The following is a 17294-nucleotide window of genomic DNA, read 5'->3' as shown; positions in this document are numbered from 1 at the left end:
CATCCTCCTTATGCGGCTTTAACGCTTGGGGTGCGTAAAGGTTCGGCTTGCCCTTGTGTCTCAGCATAGAAGCGGCGCAGCAGATTTTTGGCCACCAGCAGACGATAGTCAGCAGTTGCACGCATGTCGCTCAGAGGCTGATAATCGCTGGCATAAGCATCGAGTGCTGCCTCAACTGTCGCCTCACTCCATGGTTTTCCGGTCAGTGCCGCTTCAACGGCAAAGGCCCGCTTGGGTGTTGCTGCCATGCCGCCATAGGCGATGCGAATGGATGCGACATTGCCGCCCGTATCAAGCGTCAGATGGAAAGCACCGAGCGTGGCAGTGATATCTTCCTCATAGCGCTTGGAAATTTTGTGAATGGCGAACTGGTTGCCTTCGTCCGGCACCGGCACATGCACGGCCTCCACAAACTCACCCGGCTGACGGTCCTGCTTGCCATAGGCGATGAAAAACTCTTCCAGAGGAATCGTTCGGCGTTCCGCACCCTTGCGCAGAGTGAGTTTCGCGTTCAGCGCAATCAATGGCGGTGGCGTGTCGCCAATCGGCGAACCATTGGCAATATTGCCGCCAATAGTACCCATATTGCGTACCTGCTCGCCGCCAATACGATTAATGAGGCTTCCCAAAGCAGGAATACGCTTTGCGAGAAACGTAAAAGCTTCCGTGTAGGTTACGCCCGCACCAATGGTGATGACGCCCTTTTCTTCACTGATTGCGCGCAGCTCTGTGAGATGGCCAATAAAGACAACGGGCGAAATATCTCGCATCATTTTTGTAACCCACAGCCCCACGTCGGTAGAACCGGCGACGATTGTGGCTTTTGGCTCGTTTACAAAAATGGCAGCAAAATCATCAAGATTGGCAGGCACGACCAGTCGATCCTTGTCGGTACCGACTTCGACCCGCGCACCATCCCGCATTGCAGTCAGTTGCGCAATGACATGTGCCCGTTCGCCGGCAAGCGGATCTTCCATAACCGTGCCGTAATCGGAAATTGCACGGGCTGCGCGCATGATGGCTTCATAGCCGGTACAGCGGCAAAGATTGCCTTGCAGCGCCTTTTCGATCTGTGCGTCCTGAGGCTTTGGATTGCGCATCCAGAGACCATAAAGCGACATGACAAAGCCCGGCGTGCAGAAGCCGCACTGCGAACCGTGAAAGTCGATCATTGCTTTCTGCACAGGATGCAGACCGCCATCCGACCCACGCAAATGTTCAATCGTTACGACATGGCAGCTATCAAGCGATCCAACGAAGCGAATGCAGGCATTCACGCTCTCGTAGATCAGTTCGCCATCCACAATCTTGCCGACCAGCACCGTGCAGGCACCGCAATCTCCTTCACCGCAACCTTCCTTGCTGCCGCGTAACTTGCAGGCCAGACGCAGGTAATCGAGCAAGGTTTCCGTTGACGATACGCGATCGAGTTCGACCGTCTCGCCATTCAACAGGAAGCGGATACTATGTCTGACTGCTTGACCCATATCGCTCAACTCCCGCGATAGGTTGAATAGGAAAATGGCGAAACCAGAAGCGGCACATGATAATGCGCCTTTTCATCCGAAATGCCAAAGCGCAGCGGCACCACATCCAGAAATGGCACGACGTCATCGCTCTTTCCAAAATATTCGCCAACATGGAAAAGCAGCTCATATGAACCAGTATGCAACGCATCACCGGCAAGCAGCGGCTCGTTGCAACGACCATCCGCATTGGTGCGGATTTCACGAAGCGTTTCGGGCTGCTGATTCCCAACACGGCGCAATTCGATGCGGAGATTTGCTGCTGGCTTGCCACTCGCCGTATCGAGGACATGCGTCGTCAACCGGCCCTGACCGCTCATTTCCTGACCCATTTATACTCCTGCCGCCTGTCCGATTCTCTCGACCCTACCGTTGGAATCGTTGCAAGCTATTGATTTAGTGTGTCTTATTCTGGCCAAACCATAGGGGTTTGCAAATCACACTTGTTCCCGATTTTGAGTATTTACCGATCTCATGTCTTGCGAAAGATGATAATCGTTGGATGTCTTTCAAAATTTTGAGGGGGAATGATCCGCGTAAATCTTTATTATCATGCGCAAAACAGATGAAAATCGAGGGAATTCCATATGAGTTATCCGCGCAATCTGGTTGGCTATGGCCGCAACACACCAGACCCACGCTGGCCGGGTGGGGCCAACATTGCTGTGCAGTTCGTCGTCAACTACGAAGAAGGCGGCGAGAGCTGCATTCTCGATGGCGATCCGGCTTCCGAATGCCTGCTTTCCGAGATTGTGGGTGCGCCGGCATGGAAAGCCCAGCGCAATCTCAATATGGAATCCATCTATGAATATGGGTCGCGTTCCGGCTTCTGGCGTTTGTGGCGCGCTTTCACGCGACGCAACATGCCGGTCACAGTCTATGGCGTGACGCTCGCCATGGAGCGCAACCCTGAAGCCATTTCAGCCATGAAGGAAGCCGATTGGGAAATCGCCAGCCATGGCTTGCGCTGGTGGGAATATAAGGACGTTCCCGAAGACGTTGAACGCGAGCATATTCGCGAAGCAGTGCGCCTGCACACCGAAGTTACCGGTTCGCGTCCCCTGGGTATTTATCAGGGCAAGCCGTCTGACAACACGCTGAAGCTTGTCATGGAGGAAGGCGGGTTTCTCTACTCCGCCGATTCTTATGCCGATGAACTGCCTTATTGGGTGAAGGGTCCCAAGGGACCGCATCTCATCGTGCCTTATACGCTTGACGCCAATGACATGCGTTTTGCAACGCCGCAGGGGTTTAATTCCGGCGATCAGTTCTACAGCTATCTGAAAGACACCTTCGATGTGCTTTATCGCGAAGGGGCAGAAGGTGCGCCGAAGATGATGTCGATTGGCCTGCATTGCCGTCTTGTTGGACGGCCTGGCCGCGCGGCGGCGCTGGAGCGTTTCCTCGATTACGTCCAGAGCCATGACAAGGTCTGGATTGCCAAACGCGTTGATATTGCCCGCCACTGGCATGAGCATCACAAGCCAAAAACCAATGATATTGTGCCATCGACAGCCAGCAAAGCGGATTTTGTCGCGCGTTTCGGCGGCATCTTTGAGCACTCTCCGTGGATTGCCGAGCGCGCATATGATGCCGGCCTGACTGAGCTTGCCGATTCAGCCTCCGGTCTTCACACAGTATTGGTCCGCGCTTTCCGCGCTGCATCCGGCGATGAAAAGCTCGGCGTGTTGCGCGCGCATCCCGATCTTGCGGGTAAGCTTGCGGCAGCCAAACGCCTGACGCCTGAATCCACTGCTGAGCAGGCTTCTGCCGGTCTTGATGCATTGACGGACGACGAGCGGAAGACATTCACCGGGCTCAACGACACTTACACGCAGAAATTCGGCTTTCCTTTCATCATTGCGGTCAAGGGCCGCAATAAAAAGGAAATTCTCGACGCTTTCAAACGACGTGTCGAGAATACGCAAGCTGCTGAACTGGAAACCGCGTCCGAGCAGGTCGAGCGCATTGCGCTGCTTCGGCTCAAAGACATTCTTCCAGAGACACTTTACTGATTAGGAAAAGACCGATGAGCCGAAATTATTATGCACCAACGGGTGGCTTGCCGCCACAAACGCAGCTGCTGACTGATCGCGCGATGTTCACCGAAGCCTATGCGGTCATTCCAAAAGGCACATTCAGCGATATCGTTACCAGCTTCCTGCCCTTTTGGGACAAGACGCGGCTGTGGATCATCGCTCGCCCACTGTCGGGTTTTGCCGAGACATTCTCGCAATATATCATGGAAGTTCAGCCGGGCGGCGGCAGCGACCGCGCAGAGCTGGACGATGGCGCACAGGGTGTTCTGTTTGTTGTCGAAGGTGAAGTCACTGTCACGCTCGCGGGCAAAGACCATGTGCTCACCGAAGGTGGCTATGCCTATCTGCCGCCGAAAAGCGGCTGGCGACTTCGCAACCACAGCAATGCCGTTACCCGTTTCCATTGGGTACGCAAGGCTTATGAATATGTAGACGGCATTGATGTGCCAGAGCCGCTCTTCCTCAACGAGAAGAACATTGCGCCGACACCAATGCCCGACACCGACGGTGCATGGGCCACGACGCGCTTTGTCGATCCGAACGACCTGCGCCACGACATGCATGTGACCGTTGTGACATTCGAGCCAGGCGGTGTAATTCCATTTGCAGAAACACATGTGATGGAACACGGACTTTACGTGCTTGAAGGCAAGGCCGTCTATCGGCTCAATCAGGACTGGGTGGAAGTAGAGGCCGGCGATTTCATGTGGCTACGCGCCTTCTGTCCGCAGGCTTGTTATGCAGGTGGACCGGGCAAGTTCCGTTATCTGCTCTACAAGGATGTAAACCGCCACATGAAGTTGTCGCGATAGGTGCTAAGCATCATTCTCACAGACACAAAGGCCGGACTTGATCCGGCCTTTTCTTTAGAGCGACGATCTGGTGGATTGAATTTGACGTTTAAATCCCGACCGACACAAATGCTGTTTCAAACGTCAAATTTGAAATGCTCTGTCTTTCTGTTTTCACGCACATCTTTTTCCGAAAAGCGGTTCCCGCTCTTCGGTATGTGTTCTCAATGGTCTCGCAAATAAAAACGGCGGACCGAAGCCCGCCGTCACCATTCTTCTGACTGGAGATCAGATTTAATTAACAAAGCAGTCCTTCTACTTTGTCGAATGGAATTCAAGTATATCTAGATTTTTCGAATAACATAATAGCAATATATATAGATAATAATTGTATTAATTTTATAAAATTCTAAATTTATACAATATGTTCATTTTACATTGGCCGCCACGAAACGTAACGGCCAATATACTGATTAGAACGAACGCTGGAAGCGGACCATACCCTGCCAAGCATCCTTACCCTTGAGATAGGACTTGTCGTCCTGCCACTTGGTGTAGGAAACTTCTGGAGTAACGGTGAAGCCAGGAACCATTTCATAGGCAACGTTAGCGGTTGCTGCGAAGGTGCTGCTACCATCATAAGCAGCCTGTACATTGAAGGTCGCCTGTTCGGTTGCCTTGAATGCGGCACCGCCCCAAACGGCCCAGTCGCCACCCCATGTGCCGTAGAAGCTGCTGATCGCACGGACCTGGCCCATAACGTTGCCCGAACCATCGGTCACGTTCATGTACTGGTCCTTGTTCGACTTGTAACCACCCATGGCCCAGATCGACAGCTGATCGGTAATGTTCAGATCACCACGCAGCTTGCCTGCCCATTCCTTGTTACGCGCGTCATAAGCTGCAACAGCTGCAATCTTGCCCCAGCCCTGTTCGTACTTCACTCCACCAACGACGTGAGGGGTGTAATCCTTGATGACGCCGTCATAGCCGTACTTGCTATCGGTATCGACGTTGTTGCCCTGCTCAAGCGACAGAACTGCCGACAGGCCGTTGTCACCATTGAAGGTATAGCTGATAAGGCCGGTGCGATATCCGCCTGCAAGGATCACGTCATCGTTGATGACGTTGCCAAGATAACCAGGGAACGTTACGAAAGCCGATTCGTCGAGACCGACGCGCAGGCCACCCAACTGAATGTAGCCGAAGCGCAATTCGCCTGAAGTACCGGCTTCGCCATTGCCCCAGTCAAAACGGGTTTCAGCATAGGTCTTGAGAGTGCCAAGTTCGGTTTCCGAAGCGGTGTTGAAACGGAGTGTGAAGCGAGCCTTGTTGTCCCATGTCTTGCGCTTGTATCCATCGCTTGCAAGAGCAGCGCCGTCGCGATCAGTAAATCCGCGGCCATATACGTCATTGCCACCAGTTACATCATAGCGAACATAACCGGAGATGCGCAGGCAGGTTTCGGTTCCCGGGATGTAGAAATAACCCGCACCATATGCATCGCAAACACGTACGTATTCAACGGCCTCTGGCTCTGGCGCAACAATCGCGTCAGCAGCATGAGCAGCGCCAGTTCCTGCCGCGACAACGGCTGCTGAACCCAGAAGAAAACCCTTAATAGTCATTTTGATATGCCTCCAGCAAATCTGAATAATTAACACTGGCAACTGATAGAATGAATCCAGTTAAAATCTCAATTACAACTTATTCAAAATTGGTATTATCAATAACCGTGTGGTAAATTCGGCACTATTTAACAGTTTATTTTATTCGCCCAACAAATATATAACATAAATGCGAGTTTTTATTACTTCATTATATTTATTTAGCAATTAATTGCCTGTAATTTTATATGTAATTAATTCTATATTTACTTACATTTCCGATAGCCAATTTTCTGTTGCTAAAACACGAAAATGCTGCCGTTGCGTTCGGGTCGGCGGAACCGTCCAATTGTTTGCCTCTACGCACATCTCATTCGAGACCCGGCTCACACTTTCCAGGATGAGCTCCAGGAATCCGAACTCGCGCTTCCCAACTGAGTTAGGCGCATTATTTGAATGCAATACACAGCCAGGCAACGCGTTATAATGTTTAAATTAGTGAATTTTCATTTTAGAGTTCATTTATATTGTCAATTACGTTAAATATATTGCCTATTGTATCTCATTTAACTTTGTGGTTATTAATATCCAAGGTCTCGTGATTTGTATCATCGCATCACTCATTACCGCTTAAAAGAGAATACATTTATGAAAAACTATAGACTGACCGGCCTTGCAATTGGATTTGCTGTAATTTCGGGTCTTCCAGCTTTTGCAGCTCCTCTTCCGGGCGGAGCGAGCACACTGCAGGAAACCTATCAGGACTGGACTGTCTCCTGTCAGTCAGAAAAGGAAACAACGGTCTGCGCTGTGCGACAGGATCAAAGCAGCACACAGACCGGTCAGCGCGTCCTGACCGCTGAGTTGCGCAATATGGCTGGCGGCAAGGTTGAAGGTGTCATTCTGATGCCATTCGGTCTTGATCTCGCTAAAGGCACTGAGCTGAAGATCGATGATGCCGACGGCCCCCACCTGACCTTCTCGACCTGTTTACCACAAGGCTGTCTGGCACCAGTGAGTTTTGATGCCAAGCAGGTGGCCGCTTTGAAAGCTGGTACCAATTTGAATGTCAATGCGACTGCACTCAGCCCAAGTCAGGCCGTGGCTTTCAAAATTTCACTGAAAGGCTACGGTGCAGCGCTGGACCGTATTATTGCACTCACGAAATAATTTGGGGGCATTTGATTTTAGCGGATACATAACGATATCCGCAGCATCGCAGATCATGCCGTACGGTTTTCACCGTACGGCATTTTTTATGACAATCCGAAGGGATTGCAGCGTCAGCACAAGAGCACCAATCCGTTTCAATCAGATCGCGCCTATCTGCGTGAGAACTGCCCATCCACATCAGTTAGCGTGGCACTGTGCTGATGCGCATCAGCGAACGCCGCCAGCGCATAGTCATCAATACCGAGACCATCGCCAGCCCAGCTGCCAGACCTAACCAGACCCCTGCACCACCAAAACCAAACTGGAATGCCAGCAAAGCGCCGAACGGCAATCCTACACCCCAATAGCCAACCAATGCCAAATACATGGGTATGCGGGTATCTCTGAGGCCGCGCAGCATACCTGCAGCAACGGCTTGTGCTCCGTCGACAATCTGAAACAGTGCCGCGAGCGCAAGGAATGTTACGGCCAGCTCTATAACCGCAAAGTTCTCAGGGTCCTTGAGATCAAGAAATACACCGATAAACAGGCGCGGGATCAGAATCATCAGCAATCCCATGATCGCCATGAAACCAACGCCAAGTGCATACGCGCTCCATCCCGCATAGGCCACAGCCTGAATGTCACCGCGTCCATAGGCGCGCCCCACCCGTACCGTGGCAACCTGCCCGAAACCAAGCGGCACCATGAAGCTAAGCGATGCAACCTGTATCGCAACCGCATGGGCCGCCATGGCCGTGGAGCCGATATAGCCCATCATGACAACGGCCGCATAAAAGATCGATGTCTCGAACACAAAGGTCAGCGCCATCGGAAAACCAATGCGCCATAGCTCAATGAAGCGCGGCCAGTCAGGGCGCCAGAAGCGTCCAAACAGGCGATAACGCCGGAAACGGCGATGACGCATGGTAATGAAAGCCATGCCCAGAAACATCATCGTGCTCGACAGGGTAGTTGCGATGCCCGCGCCATGGAGCTCCATACGCGGAAAGCCGAAATGGCCGAAAATCAGCGTCCAGCCCGCCAGCGCGTTGAACCCGATAGCGATTGCTGCAACGATCAGCGTCCACATCGGCCTTTCCATCGCTGCGAAAAAGGAGCGCAACACGATATAGAACAGATATGGCAACAGCGCCCATTGCAGCGTATGCATGAAATCGGTTGAGCGCGCGGCGATATCCGGTTGCTGGCCAAGGAACAGGAATATTTCCTCGCAATACCAGAGCACGACCCAGATCGGAATCGAGATGATGATGGCCGACCACATGCCCTGACGTACGGTGCGGCGGACATCGCGCACCGAATGGCGGTTCCGGCCTAGTGCAATGGCAATCATCGGCATTACCGCCGACACCAGCCCCATCGAGAAGATCATCAGCGTATGATAGAAACTAGTGGTCAGCAGCGCTGAAGCCAGCGTGTCCTTGCCAAGACGGCCAATGAAGATCACATCGGTGGCCGTGAGTGCTGCCTGAGAAAGATTGGTCAAAATCAGCGGCCAGCCCAGTTTGAGAGCTGTTGCCATTTCCCGGGTCCAGCGCCGAACGCTGCTTAGCTGGGGCTCGCGAAAGCCCGCATCAAATGTATTGGTCACAAACCTACTCCCGGGGTCACTCCCCCAAATTATCCGCGGCCGTCAACCAGCCGGACAATCCATAGCTAAAACACGCGCCATGACGTCAGAGACCATGTCAATCTGAGGAATTTAGCATCGTGATACGATCATCGATCGTCCCATGCCGGCTAAGAGCTGTCGTCGCTTCAGAAGCGACCACGCCCCAACTTTTCGGGTTTCTCAATTTCTATTGGGAACGTTGTGTATGTTCCAGAAACTGATCCGGAGCCAAGCGGGCTGCGCATCGATTTGCACAAAATAAGAGCATAATGGATATCAGACTTGCTTAAAGAAGCAACACGTGTCGGAAAGTAAATTCTCTCCTCCTGACATGCAGAGAAATCAATTTTCTGCCGTGTCGCAAAAATGCACTTTCCTGTCCGCAGAACAGTTGACCATAACATCTGAGTATCTAGGAATGATGGGGATGCAATTTTGCGAGGGAAATCATGCGAAGCACCAAGGTCATCCATATCGTCGGCTGTCACGCGGAAGGTGAAGTCGGTGATGTTATCGTCGGTGGCGTGGCCCCTCCTCCGGGTGAAACTGTGTGGGAACAGTCGCGTTTCATCGCCGGTGACGAGACCTTGCGTAATTTCGTTTTAAACGAGCCGCGCGGCGGCGTGTTTCGCCACGTCAATTTGCTGGTGCCCCCGAAAGACCCGCGTGCGCAGATGGGTTTCATCATCATGGAGCCGGCCGATACGCCACCCATGTCAGGCTCAAATTCGATCTGTGTCTCCACTGTCCTGCTTGATAGCGGCATCATCCCGATGCAGGAGCCAATAACGCGCATGGTTCTGGAAGCGCCGGGCGGTATTATTGAGGTGGAAGCCGAATGTCGCAACGGCAAGGCCGAGCGCATTAGCGTGCGCAACGTGCCATCCTTTGCAGATCGGCTGGATGCTTCATTGGAAGTCGCAGGACTTGGCACCATAACTGTCGATACAGCCTATGGCGGCGATAGTTTTGTTATTGTGGATGCGGCTCAGATTGGCATGAAGATCGACCCCGGCCAGGCGCGGGAACTGGCCGAGATTGGTGTAAAAATCACAAAAGCGGCCAATGAACAGCTCGGTTTCCGCCATCCGGAAAAAGATTGGAACCACATTTCCTTTTGCCAGATCACCGAGCCGGTAAAACGCGAGGGCGATTTACTGACCGGCGTAAACACCGTTGCCATTCGTCCGGCCAAGCTTGATCGCTCACCAACCGGCACCGGCTGTTCGGCGCGTATGGCCGTGCTGCACGCAAAAGGCCAGATGAAGGTCGGGGAACGATTTATCGGCAAATCCGTACTTGGCACGGAATTTCACTGCAGGCTGGATAAAGTTCTTGAGCTTGGCGGTAAACCCGCCATCAGCCCGATCATTTCTGGTCGTGCATGGGTGACAGGCACATCGCAACTCATGCTCGATCCAAGCGACCCGTTTCCGGGTGGGTATCGTCTGTCAGACACCTGGCCGAATATGCCGGAATAGTGCCACCAACCTCAGCCCTTCGAGACGGCCCTGCGGGCCTCCTCTGGATGAGGTTGGAGGGGAGGCAGAACAAGGCACACAACAAAAAACCCCGCCTGAGCGGGGTTTTCTTTATTCATTCAAATCACGATTACGCAAAATCGAGAGCGCGGTCACCGTCTTCGTCCTTGATGCGCGATGGCAGGCCGATATGGTTGAGGATGTTGAGGAAAGGCTTCGGATTAAGCTCTTCCACATTGACCATCTTCTTCACATCCCATTCGCCCGAAGCGATCAGGATCGCCGCTGCAACCGGAGGAACGCCCGCAGTATAGGAAATGCCCTGCGAACCCACTTCGTTGTAAGCATCCTTGTGATCGGCAACGTTGTAGATGAAGACTTCCTTCTCCTTGCCGTCCTTCAAACCCTTGACGAAATCGCCAATGCAGGTTTTGCCGGTGTAATCTGGTGCAAGTGACGAGGGATCAGGCAGAACAGCCTTGACCACCTTGAGCGGCACAACTTCCAGACCTTCAGCGGTCTTGACCGGCTGTTCGGACAGGAGGCCGAGATTGTTCAGCACCGTAAAGACGTTGATGTAGTGATCGCCAAAGCCCATCCAGAAACGCACATCGGCGTTCGGATAGTTCTTCGCCAGCGAATGCACTTCATCATGGCCGGTCATATAGGCCTTGTTCGGGCCAACGACAGGCAGATCGAAGGTGTGGCCGACTTCGAACATCTTGTTCGACTGCCAATCACCACCCTGCCAGGAATAAACCGTGCCGGTAAATTCGCGGAAATTGATTTCCGGGTCGAAATTGGTCGAGAACCAGCGGCCATGCGAACCAGCATTGATATCAACGATATCGATGGATTTGACTTCATCAAGATAATCGTCAGCAGCCAGACGTGCATAGGCATTGACTACGCCCGGATCAAACCCAATGCCGAGAATGGCGGTGATGCCCTTCTCTTCGCATTCTTTGAGATGCTTCCATTCGTAGTTGCCATACCACGGCGGGGTTTCGCAGATCTTCTTCGGGTCTTCGTGGATCGCGGTATCCATATAAGCCACGCCCGTATCGATACAGGCGCGAAGGACCGACATATTGAGGAAGGCCGAGCCGACATTGATGACGATCTGAACGCCTGTTTTCTGGATCAGTGCCTTTGTGGCTTCCACATCCAGAGCGTCCAGCGCATGCGCTTCCAGTTTCACCTCAGTCTTGAGGCTCTTCTTTTCATGCACGCTATCGATAATCTTGCGGCATTTCTCAACCGTGCGGGACGCAATATGGATATCGCCCAATATGTCAGAGTTTTGTGCACACTTATGTGCAACAACCTGTGCCACGCCCCCGGCGCCGATAATGAGAACGTTCTTCTTCATTTTCTGTCGATGCTTCCTCTTCCAGCGGTCACCCGCCATCTGTTTCTCGTTCCCCGGTGCTCTCAGCCGCGAAACCGTTTAAATCTTTGCTATCCGCATCATCCCTGACAAAACCTCTTCGCAGTTTTGCAGGAAATGCTTCTGCTTCACGTCGCTGATGAATGCTGCGACGCAGGGTTCAGGAGAGCGAACCCTCGAAATCCGCATAATCGAATTCGCGGACAAGTTTGACCGTGCCGTCGAGTTCACGCACGGCAATGGCAGGCATTTTCACGCCATTAAACCAGTTTTTCTTGACCATCGTATAACCAGCCGCATCTTCGAATGAGAGGCGGTCGCCAATGGCCAGCGGCTTGTCGAAATTGAACTCACCGAAAATATCACCTGCAAGGCAGGACTTGCCGCAGATCATATAGCTGTGCTCGCCATCGTTGGGCGCCATCTTCGCCTTTTCGCGATAGATCAGCAGGTCAAGCATATGCGCTTCAATCGAGCTATCGACGATCGCGAGGTTCTTGCCGTTATAAAGTGTATCGAGAACCGTCACTTCCAGCGTCGTGGTCCTGGTGATTGATGCTTCGCCCGGCTCCAGATAAACCTGCACGCTAAATTTTTCCGAGAATGCCTTCAGGCGCGCGCAAAATTCATCGACCGGATAATCGTCTCCGGTGAAGTGGATGCCGCCGCCAAGGCTGACCCATTCAACACGGTGCAGAAGCGAGCCGAACTTCTCTTCAATATCGGTCAGCATCTTGTCGAAAAGACCGAAATCGGAATTTTCACAATTGTTATGGATCATGAAGCCGGTGACGCGGTCCATGACCTTTTCAACCTTCGCAACATCCCATTCGCCAAGACGGCTGAACGGACGCGCCGGGTCAGCAAGATCAAAGCTCGACGAGGAAATGCCCGGGTTCAGCCGCAGGCCGCGCTTGATATGCGCTGCCTTGTCAGCAAAACGTTCGAACTGACCAATCGAATTGAAGATGATCTTGTCGGCGTGGCTGATGACTTCATCAATCTCGTGATCGGCATAGGCCACGCTGTAAGCATGGGTTTCGCCGCCGAATCTCTCATGACCAAGGCGCACTTCGTTCAGCGAAGAAGACGTCGTGCCGTCCATATATTCGCTCATCAAATCAAACACCGACCATGTGGCAAAGCATTTCAGCGCAAGCAGAGCCTTCGCGCCCGATTTCTCGCGCACATAGGCAACTTTTTCCATGTTGCGCTTCAGCTTGGTCTTGTCGATCAGGTAGTATGGCGTCTGGATCATGAGCGTTCCGGGTCGTCATTGGGGAAATATGGCCTGTCCAGCTAGGCTGGCGGGCACGTTGTTTGGGTCTGGACGCGTATTTAACCCGAAAACCGCTTCGCACTTTTCGGAATACACTCTAAAGGCCGTTATTCGTACAGGCTTATAGGAAGCTTGTGACAGAAACACAAATCCGCCACAGACGTTTAGAGAAAAAATCTCCGACGCGGCAGCGGATTCTGTAATTCTCAGCTTCATATAGAGTTTTTCCGCGAGATTTGAACCCCTTTGAACTTTTAGTGAAGCCGTTTTACTTCATCCCCCATTCCGAAGATCAAAAAAGCATTTTATAAGGTCGGTCAACGCGTGCGGTCGGCGGGCATCAACCCGCCACTGAAATGCGAGATAGGACCAGGGAAGAAATGCAGACCGATAATCCAGCCGCCACTGCAGCAGCAGGGGCTACCGCAGGCTGGGGAGAATTGTTCGCGGGCAAAAATGCGATCCGTTCGCTGACGCTCGTGGGCGGCGTAGCACTCCACGCCATCAATGTTTTCATTGCAACAACCATATTACCAACCGTCGTCGCCGATATCGGCGGCATGGATTATTATGCCTGGAACACGGCGCTGTTTGTAACGGCATCGATTCTCGGCTCGGCACTCGTACCGAAACTCCTTTCGCAAGCCGGTCCGCGCAATGCCTATCTCGTGGCCGCGATCATTTTTGCTGCCGGAACACTCGCCTGTGGCTTGGCACCATCCATGCCTGCCATGCTTGCAGGCCGCGTCGTGCAAGGGCTCGGCGGCGGCATGATGCTCGCACTCTCATACGCCATGATCCGCATCGTCTTTAACGAATCGCTCTGGCCGCGTGCTATCGCGCTCGTCTCTGGTATGTGGGGCGTCGCAACGCTCGTTGGTCCTGCTGTTGGTGGCATTTTCGCTGAACTTGGTGTTTGGCGTGCAGCCTTCTGGTCGCTTGTGCCTGTGATCGGCATCTTTGCTGTGATGGCAACACTCATCCTGCCAAAACGCACAGGCGATGATGAAACGAAAGACAGGCTTGCATGGCCCCAGCTTATTTTGCTGACGGCTGCCGTGCTGATCGTTTCGGCTGCGAGTATTTCCGCAAGCACATTCTGGAATGTTGCCGGTGTTGCAATCGCATTTGCTGTACTGCTTTTGCTGGTCGTTGTAGAAAAGAAAGCAACCAAACGCATTTTGCCCAAAGGCACATTCAGCATCAGCCGTCTTGGCGCGCTTTATCTGACAATGGGTTTTCTCGGCGCATCAGTTACGAGTTCTGAAGTCTTCGTACCGCTGTTTTTTCAGGTGTTGCACAACCAGTCGCCGCTGGTGGCAGGCTATCTTGCGGCGCTTATGGGCGGAAGCTGGACATTGGGCTCTATCGGCTCATCCGGTGTATCCGGTGCCCGCGTGAACCGCGTTATACTGGCAGCTCCGGTTATGGGCATTGTTGGCATGGTAACGCTTGCAGTTCTCGTCCCTCCGGGCAGTGAAGGCCATTGGTACAATCTACTGCCGATCTGCATTGCAATGGCTGTTATCGGCTTTGGTGTCGGTATGACGTGGCCACATCTGCTTACACGTATCTTCAAGCGCGCAGATGCGGCGGACCAGAATCTGGCGTCGGCATCGCTTACAACCGTTCAGCTTTTCACGACCGCAATGGGCGCAGCACTTGCGGGCATGGTGGCCAATCTTGCTGGGCTGAGCAATCCCGGCGGCGTTGCCGGAACAGCAAACGCAGCGCTTTGGTTGTTCATCGGCTTCTCCGTTCTGTCAGGCATCGCACTGCTTTCAGCCATAGCGCTTGTTCGCAGCTCACGCTGACACACAAAAGCTGCTGCCGGAGGCACAACATACTCCGGAAGCCGCAGCGATTAGAACGCAATTCCTTGAGGCTGCGTTTGAATTCGATTTAATTGCGCGACGAGTGCTGCCTCATTATTCTAACGCATGTCTCCCAAAACCCGTTTCGACTTTTAGGAGACATGCTTTAACCCTTGATGTCGGGACGCATAAGCATTATTCCGATTTCCGTAATCGTCGGCCGGACTTGCAGTGAATTTTCACCAACAGCCCAGCCAATCACGAAGTCGCGGAAGCCACCCAGCGCTCATGCTGTTCGACGGATTGAGCAGATGAGCGAAGCACGCAAGGCAGCCTGACGCGATCCCCCATGATTGCTATGCCCAGATTGCGACAGAAGTCGTTCGCTTCTTTGGAAGTGAGCACCGTGAAAAGCGAAATAGAGACAGTTCCGAAGATGAGCAGCAATTTTAATCAGGAAACCGTTCTTGACGTTCACCACTGGACCGACAGGCTGTTTTCCTTCCGCACCACGCGTGACCAGGGTTTCCGCTTCCAGAGCGGCCAGTTCATCATGATCGGCCTTGAAGTGAACGGTAAACCGCTGTTGCGCGCCTATTCGATTGCTTCCAGCGTCTACGATGAACAGCTCGAATTTTTCTCGATCAAGGTGCAGGAAGGTCCACTGACTTCCCGTCTGCAGCACCTGAAAGAGGGCGACAAGATTCTCGTCGGTAAAAAGCCGGTTGGGACTTTGCTCTATGATAATCTTATTCCAGGCGACAATCTGTGGCTGCTTTCGACAGGCACAGGTCTTGCGCCGTTCCTTTCGATCATCCGCGATCTGGAAGCCTACGAGCGCTACAAGAAAATCATTCTGGTTCATGGCGTGCGCGAAGTGAATGAGCTTGCCTATGCCGATCTCATCACCAAGCAATTGCCGGAAGATGAATTCCTCGGCGAGATGGTGCGCGAAAAGCTCATTTACTATCCAACTGTGACGCGTGAAGACTTCCGCAACAAGGGCCGCCTCACCGACCTGATCAGCTCGGGCAAGATTTTTGAGGATCTTGGTCTGCCGAAATTCTCTGAGCAAGACGACCGCATGATGCTCTGTGGCAGCCCGGAAATGCTTGCCGACATGCGTCAGATTCTCGAAGGTCTGGGCCTAGAAGAAGGTAGCCAGAGCGAAGCAGGTCACTTTGTGATCGAAAAGGCTTTCGTCGAGAAATAAGCGACCGAATACCGGAACAAAAAGGGAGGCCTTACGCCTCCCTTTTTTTATTGGGAAAACAAATTACTGTCTGCAGCTCATTTGCCTCTTTGAGTACTCCAAAATGTTGCTGAGATTATTCGCCCTCTTCACCGCTTTGCTTTTCTTCGCACCGCTCGCAAGCGCAAGCACCTTCAATGGCAGCGGCATCAGAAAACTCACCGTTATTGATCCAATCGACAACCGTCCGATGGAAGCCGTGACATTCTATCCGAGCACAGTGGCAACAGATGGCATTAAGATCGGACCTTATAGGGTCCAAACATCAAATAAAGCACCGATCGGAGAAGGCCGTCATCCATTGATCGTGCTATCCCATGGCACAATGGGTAGCATGTGGGGGCATCACGATCTTGCCGCCTTCCTTGCTCTTAATGGTTATGTCGTTATCAGCGTAACCCATGCCGGTGATAACTTTCAGGATTCGAGCCGGGTCGGTGCGGTCAGTTCAATTTATGGCCGCCCCATGCAGATTTCAGCGGCAATCACGACAGCACTCGAAGACCCTGTCCTTGGCCCTCACATCGACAAAAACCGTATCGCATTTGTCGGCTTCTCGGCGGGTGGAACAACCGGTCTTATTCTCGCGGGCGCCAAGCCAGATCTTTCGCGCCTTGAAGACTATTGCGCCAAACGACCAGAAGATCACAGTGTTTGTGAGGCTAAAGGCAAGATCAGAGTTGATCGTCCTGACCTCCAACCACAAGCCGACGCGCGTATCAGCACTTATGTCTTCCTGGCACCGCTAAGCGTCGTGTTTTCGCCCGATAGCCTGAAGTCGGTGAGAGCGCCTGCGCTGGTTTATGTCGGTGATCATGATGAAGAATTGTCCCCGGACGACAATGCCATGGCACTCACTCGCGCATTACCCCAAGTGCGCTTGCAGATAATTGAAAAAGCAGCTCACTTCACCTTCCTCGCTCCTTGTTCAGATGCGCTTACGCAAGCGGCTCCTGCGCTTTGCACTGATGACCCTGAAATAGATCGAACGGCACTTCATGCGCGTATCAACGCTGAAATCACTGCTTTTTTCAGTGAGGCCCTCGAAAAGAAAAACTAGATCTTTGCCTGCTTGGCTTTTCCCCGGGTCAGCATTAAACTGCCTCTCATGATAAACTGTTCGAGTATCCCCTGCATCGCGCTCCAGTGATTTAAACAAGAGTTTGAACACTCGGAGCATGAACGTGAGTGGCCCGTTGGTTGCTCGCGGAGCGTTCGTTTGCACATGTGTGACCGAACAAATGCTGATCACATCAGCTTTTCACGCATTATCCAAACGCAAGATCGCGACATCGTTTTGCTGGAAATGCTGGATGCAGTGAGTACT

At 52.7% G+C, this 17294-nt stretch carries 13 protein-coding genes; 7 read left to right on the top strand and 6 right to left on the bottom strand.

The genetic code is table 11. The features are described 5' to 3' along the window. Positions 1-8 precede the first annotated feature (8 nt). Both xdhA and uraH read right to left on the bottom strand, forming a co-directional pair. On the bottom strand, positions 9-1487 hold the full coding sequence (xdhA, locus tag CEV32_RS20450; protein WP_094578916.1) for a xanthine dehydrogenase small subunit: 1479 nt from the start codon (positions 1485-1487) through the stop codon (positions 9-11). Between the two features lie 5 nt (positions 1488-1492). Further along, the gene (uraH, locus tag CEV32_RS20445) at positions 1493-1858 is read right to left on the bottom strand and encodes a hydroxyisourate hydrolase (RefSeq protein ID WP_094578915.1); all 366 of its coding nucleotides are present in this window, start codon (positions 1856-1858) and stop codon (positions 1493-1495) included. A 255-nt stretch (positions 1859-2113) separates the two neighbouring features. On the opposite strand from uraH, the gene puuE reads away from it, so the two are divergent. Then, positions 2114-3541: an allantoinase PuuE gene (puuE, locus tag CEV32_RS20440; RefSeq protein WP_094578914.1), complete on the top strand. Its 1428-nt coding sequence runs from the start codon at positions 2114-2116 to the stop codon at positions 3539-3541. Between the two features lie 14 nt (positions 3542-3555). Further along, on the top strand, positions 3556-4377 hold the full coding sequence (locus tag CEV32_RS20435) for a bifunctional allantoicase/(S)-ureidoglycine aminohydrolase (protein ID WP_094578913.1): 822 nt from the start codon (positions 3556-3558) through the stop codon (positions 4375-4377). A gap of 452 nt (positions 4378-4829) precedes the next feature. Here CEV32_RS20435 and CEV32_RS20430 read toward each other — a convergent pair whose 3' ends face one another. Continuing rightward, on the bottom strand, positions 4830-5984 hold the full coding sequence (locus CEV32_RS20430; RefSeq protein WP_094578912.1) for a porin: 1155 nt from the start codon (positions 5982-5984) through the stop codon (positions 4830-4832). A gap of 627 nt (positions 5985-6611) precedes the next feature. On the opposite strand from CEV32_RS20430, the gene CEV32_RS20425 reads away from it, so the two are divergent. Further along, positions 6612-7133, top strand: a complete 522-nt coding sequence (locus CEV32_RS20425; RefSeq protein ID WP_094578911.1) for an invasion associated locus B family protein — start codon at positions 6612-6614, stop codon at positions 7131-7133. A 184-nt stretch (positions 7134-7317) separates the two neighbouring features. Here the strand turns inward: CEV32_RS20425 and CEV32_RS20420 are convergent, their stop codons facing one another. After that, complete coding sequence (locus tag CEV32_RS20420) at positions 7318-8730, bottom strand: MATE family efflux transporter (protein WP_094578910.1); 1413 nt, start codon at positions 8728-8730, stop codon at positions 7318-7320. Positions 8731-9200: 470 nt separating this feature from the next. On the opposite strand from CEV32_RS20420, the gene CEV32_RS20415 reads away from it, so the two are divergent. Further along, a complete protein-coding gene (locus CEV32_RS20415) occupies positions 9201-10232 on the top strand; it encodes a trans-3-hydroxy-L-proline dehydratase (RefSeq protein ID WP_094578909.1) in 1032 nt (343 codons plus the stop codon). A gap of 130 nt (positions 10233-10362) precedes the next feature. Here CEV32_RS20415 and CEV32_RS20410 read toward each other — a convergent pair whose 3' ends face one another. Together CEV32_RS20410 and nspC are read right to left on the bottom strand one after the other, a co-directional pair. Further along, positions 10363-11604: a saccharopine dehydrogenase family protein gene (locus CEV32_RS20410; RefSeq protein ID WP_094578908.1), complete on the bottom strand. Its 1242-nt coding sequence runs from the start codon at positions 11602-11604 to the stop codon at positions 10363-10365. Positions 11605-11782: 178 nt separating this feature from the next. Then, a complete protein-coding gene (gene nspC, locus CEV32_RS20405) occupies positions 11783-12880 on the bottom strand; it encodes a carboxynorspermidine decarboxylase (RefSeq protein ID WP_094578907.1) in 1098 nt (365 codons plus the stop codon). A gap of 401 nt (positions 12881-13281) precedes the next feature. Here nspC and CEV32_RS20395 point away from each other — a divergent pair, with 401 nt between their 5' ends. The 3 genes from CEV32_RS20395 (at position 13282) to CEV32_RS20385 (ending at position 17027) form a co-directional block, all read left to right on the top strand. After that, entirely contained in the window at positions 13282-14715 is a 1434-nt protein-coding gene (locus tag CEV32_RS20395) for an MFS transporter (RefSeq protein ID WP_094578905.1), read from the top strand. A 436-nt stretch (positions 14716-15151) separates the two neighbouring features. Continuing rightward, complete coding sequence (locus CEV32_RS20390) at positions 15152-15928, top strand: ferredoxin--NADP reductase (protein WP_094578904.1); 777 nt, start codon at positions 15152-15154, stop codon at positions 15926-15928. Positions 15929-16031: 103 nt separating this feature from the next. Beyond that, a complete protein-coding gene (locus CEV32_RS20385; RefSeq protein WP_094578903.1) occupies positions 16032-17027 on the top strand; it encodes an alpha/beta hydrolase family protein in 996 nt (331 codons plus the stop codon). Positions 17028-17294 lie beyond the last annotated feature (267 nt).

Origin of the sequence: Brucella rhizosphaerae (assembly GCF_002252475.1) — a bacterium.
Lineage (GTDB): Bacteria > Pseudomonadota > Alphaproteobacteria > Rhizobiales > Rhizobiaceae > Brucella > Brucella rhizosphaerae.
This window is presented reverse-complemented; position numbering and strand designations above follow the sequence as displayed.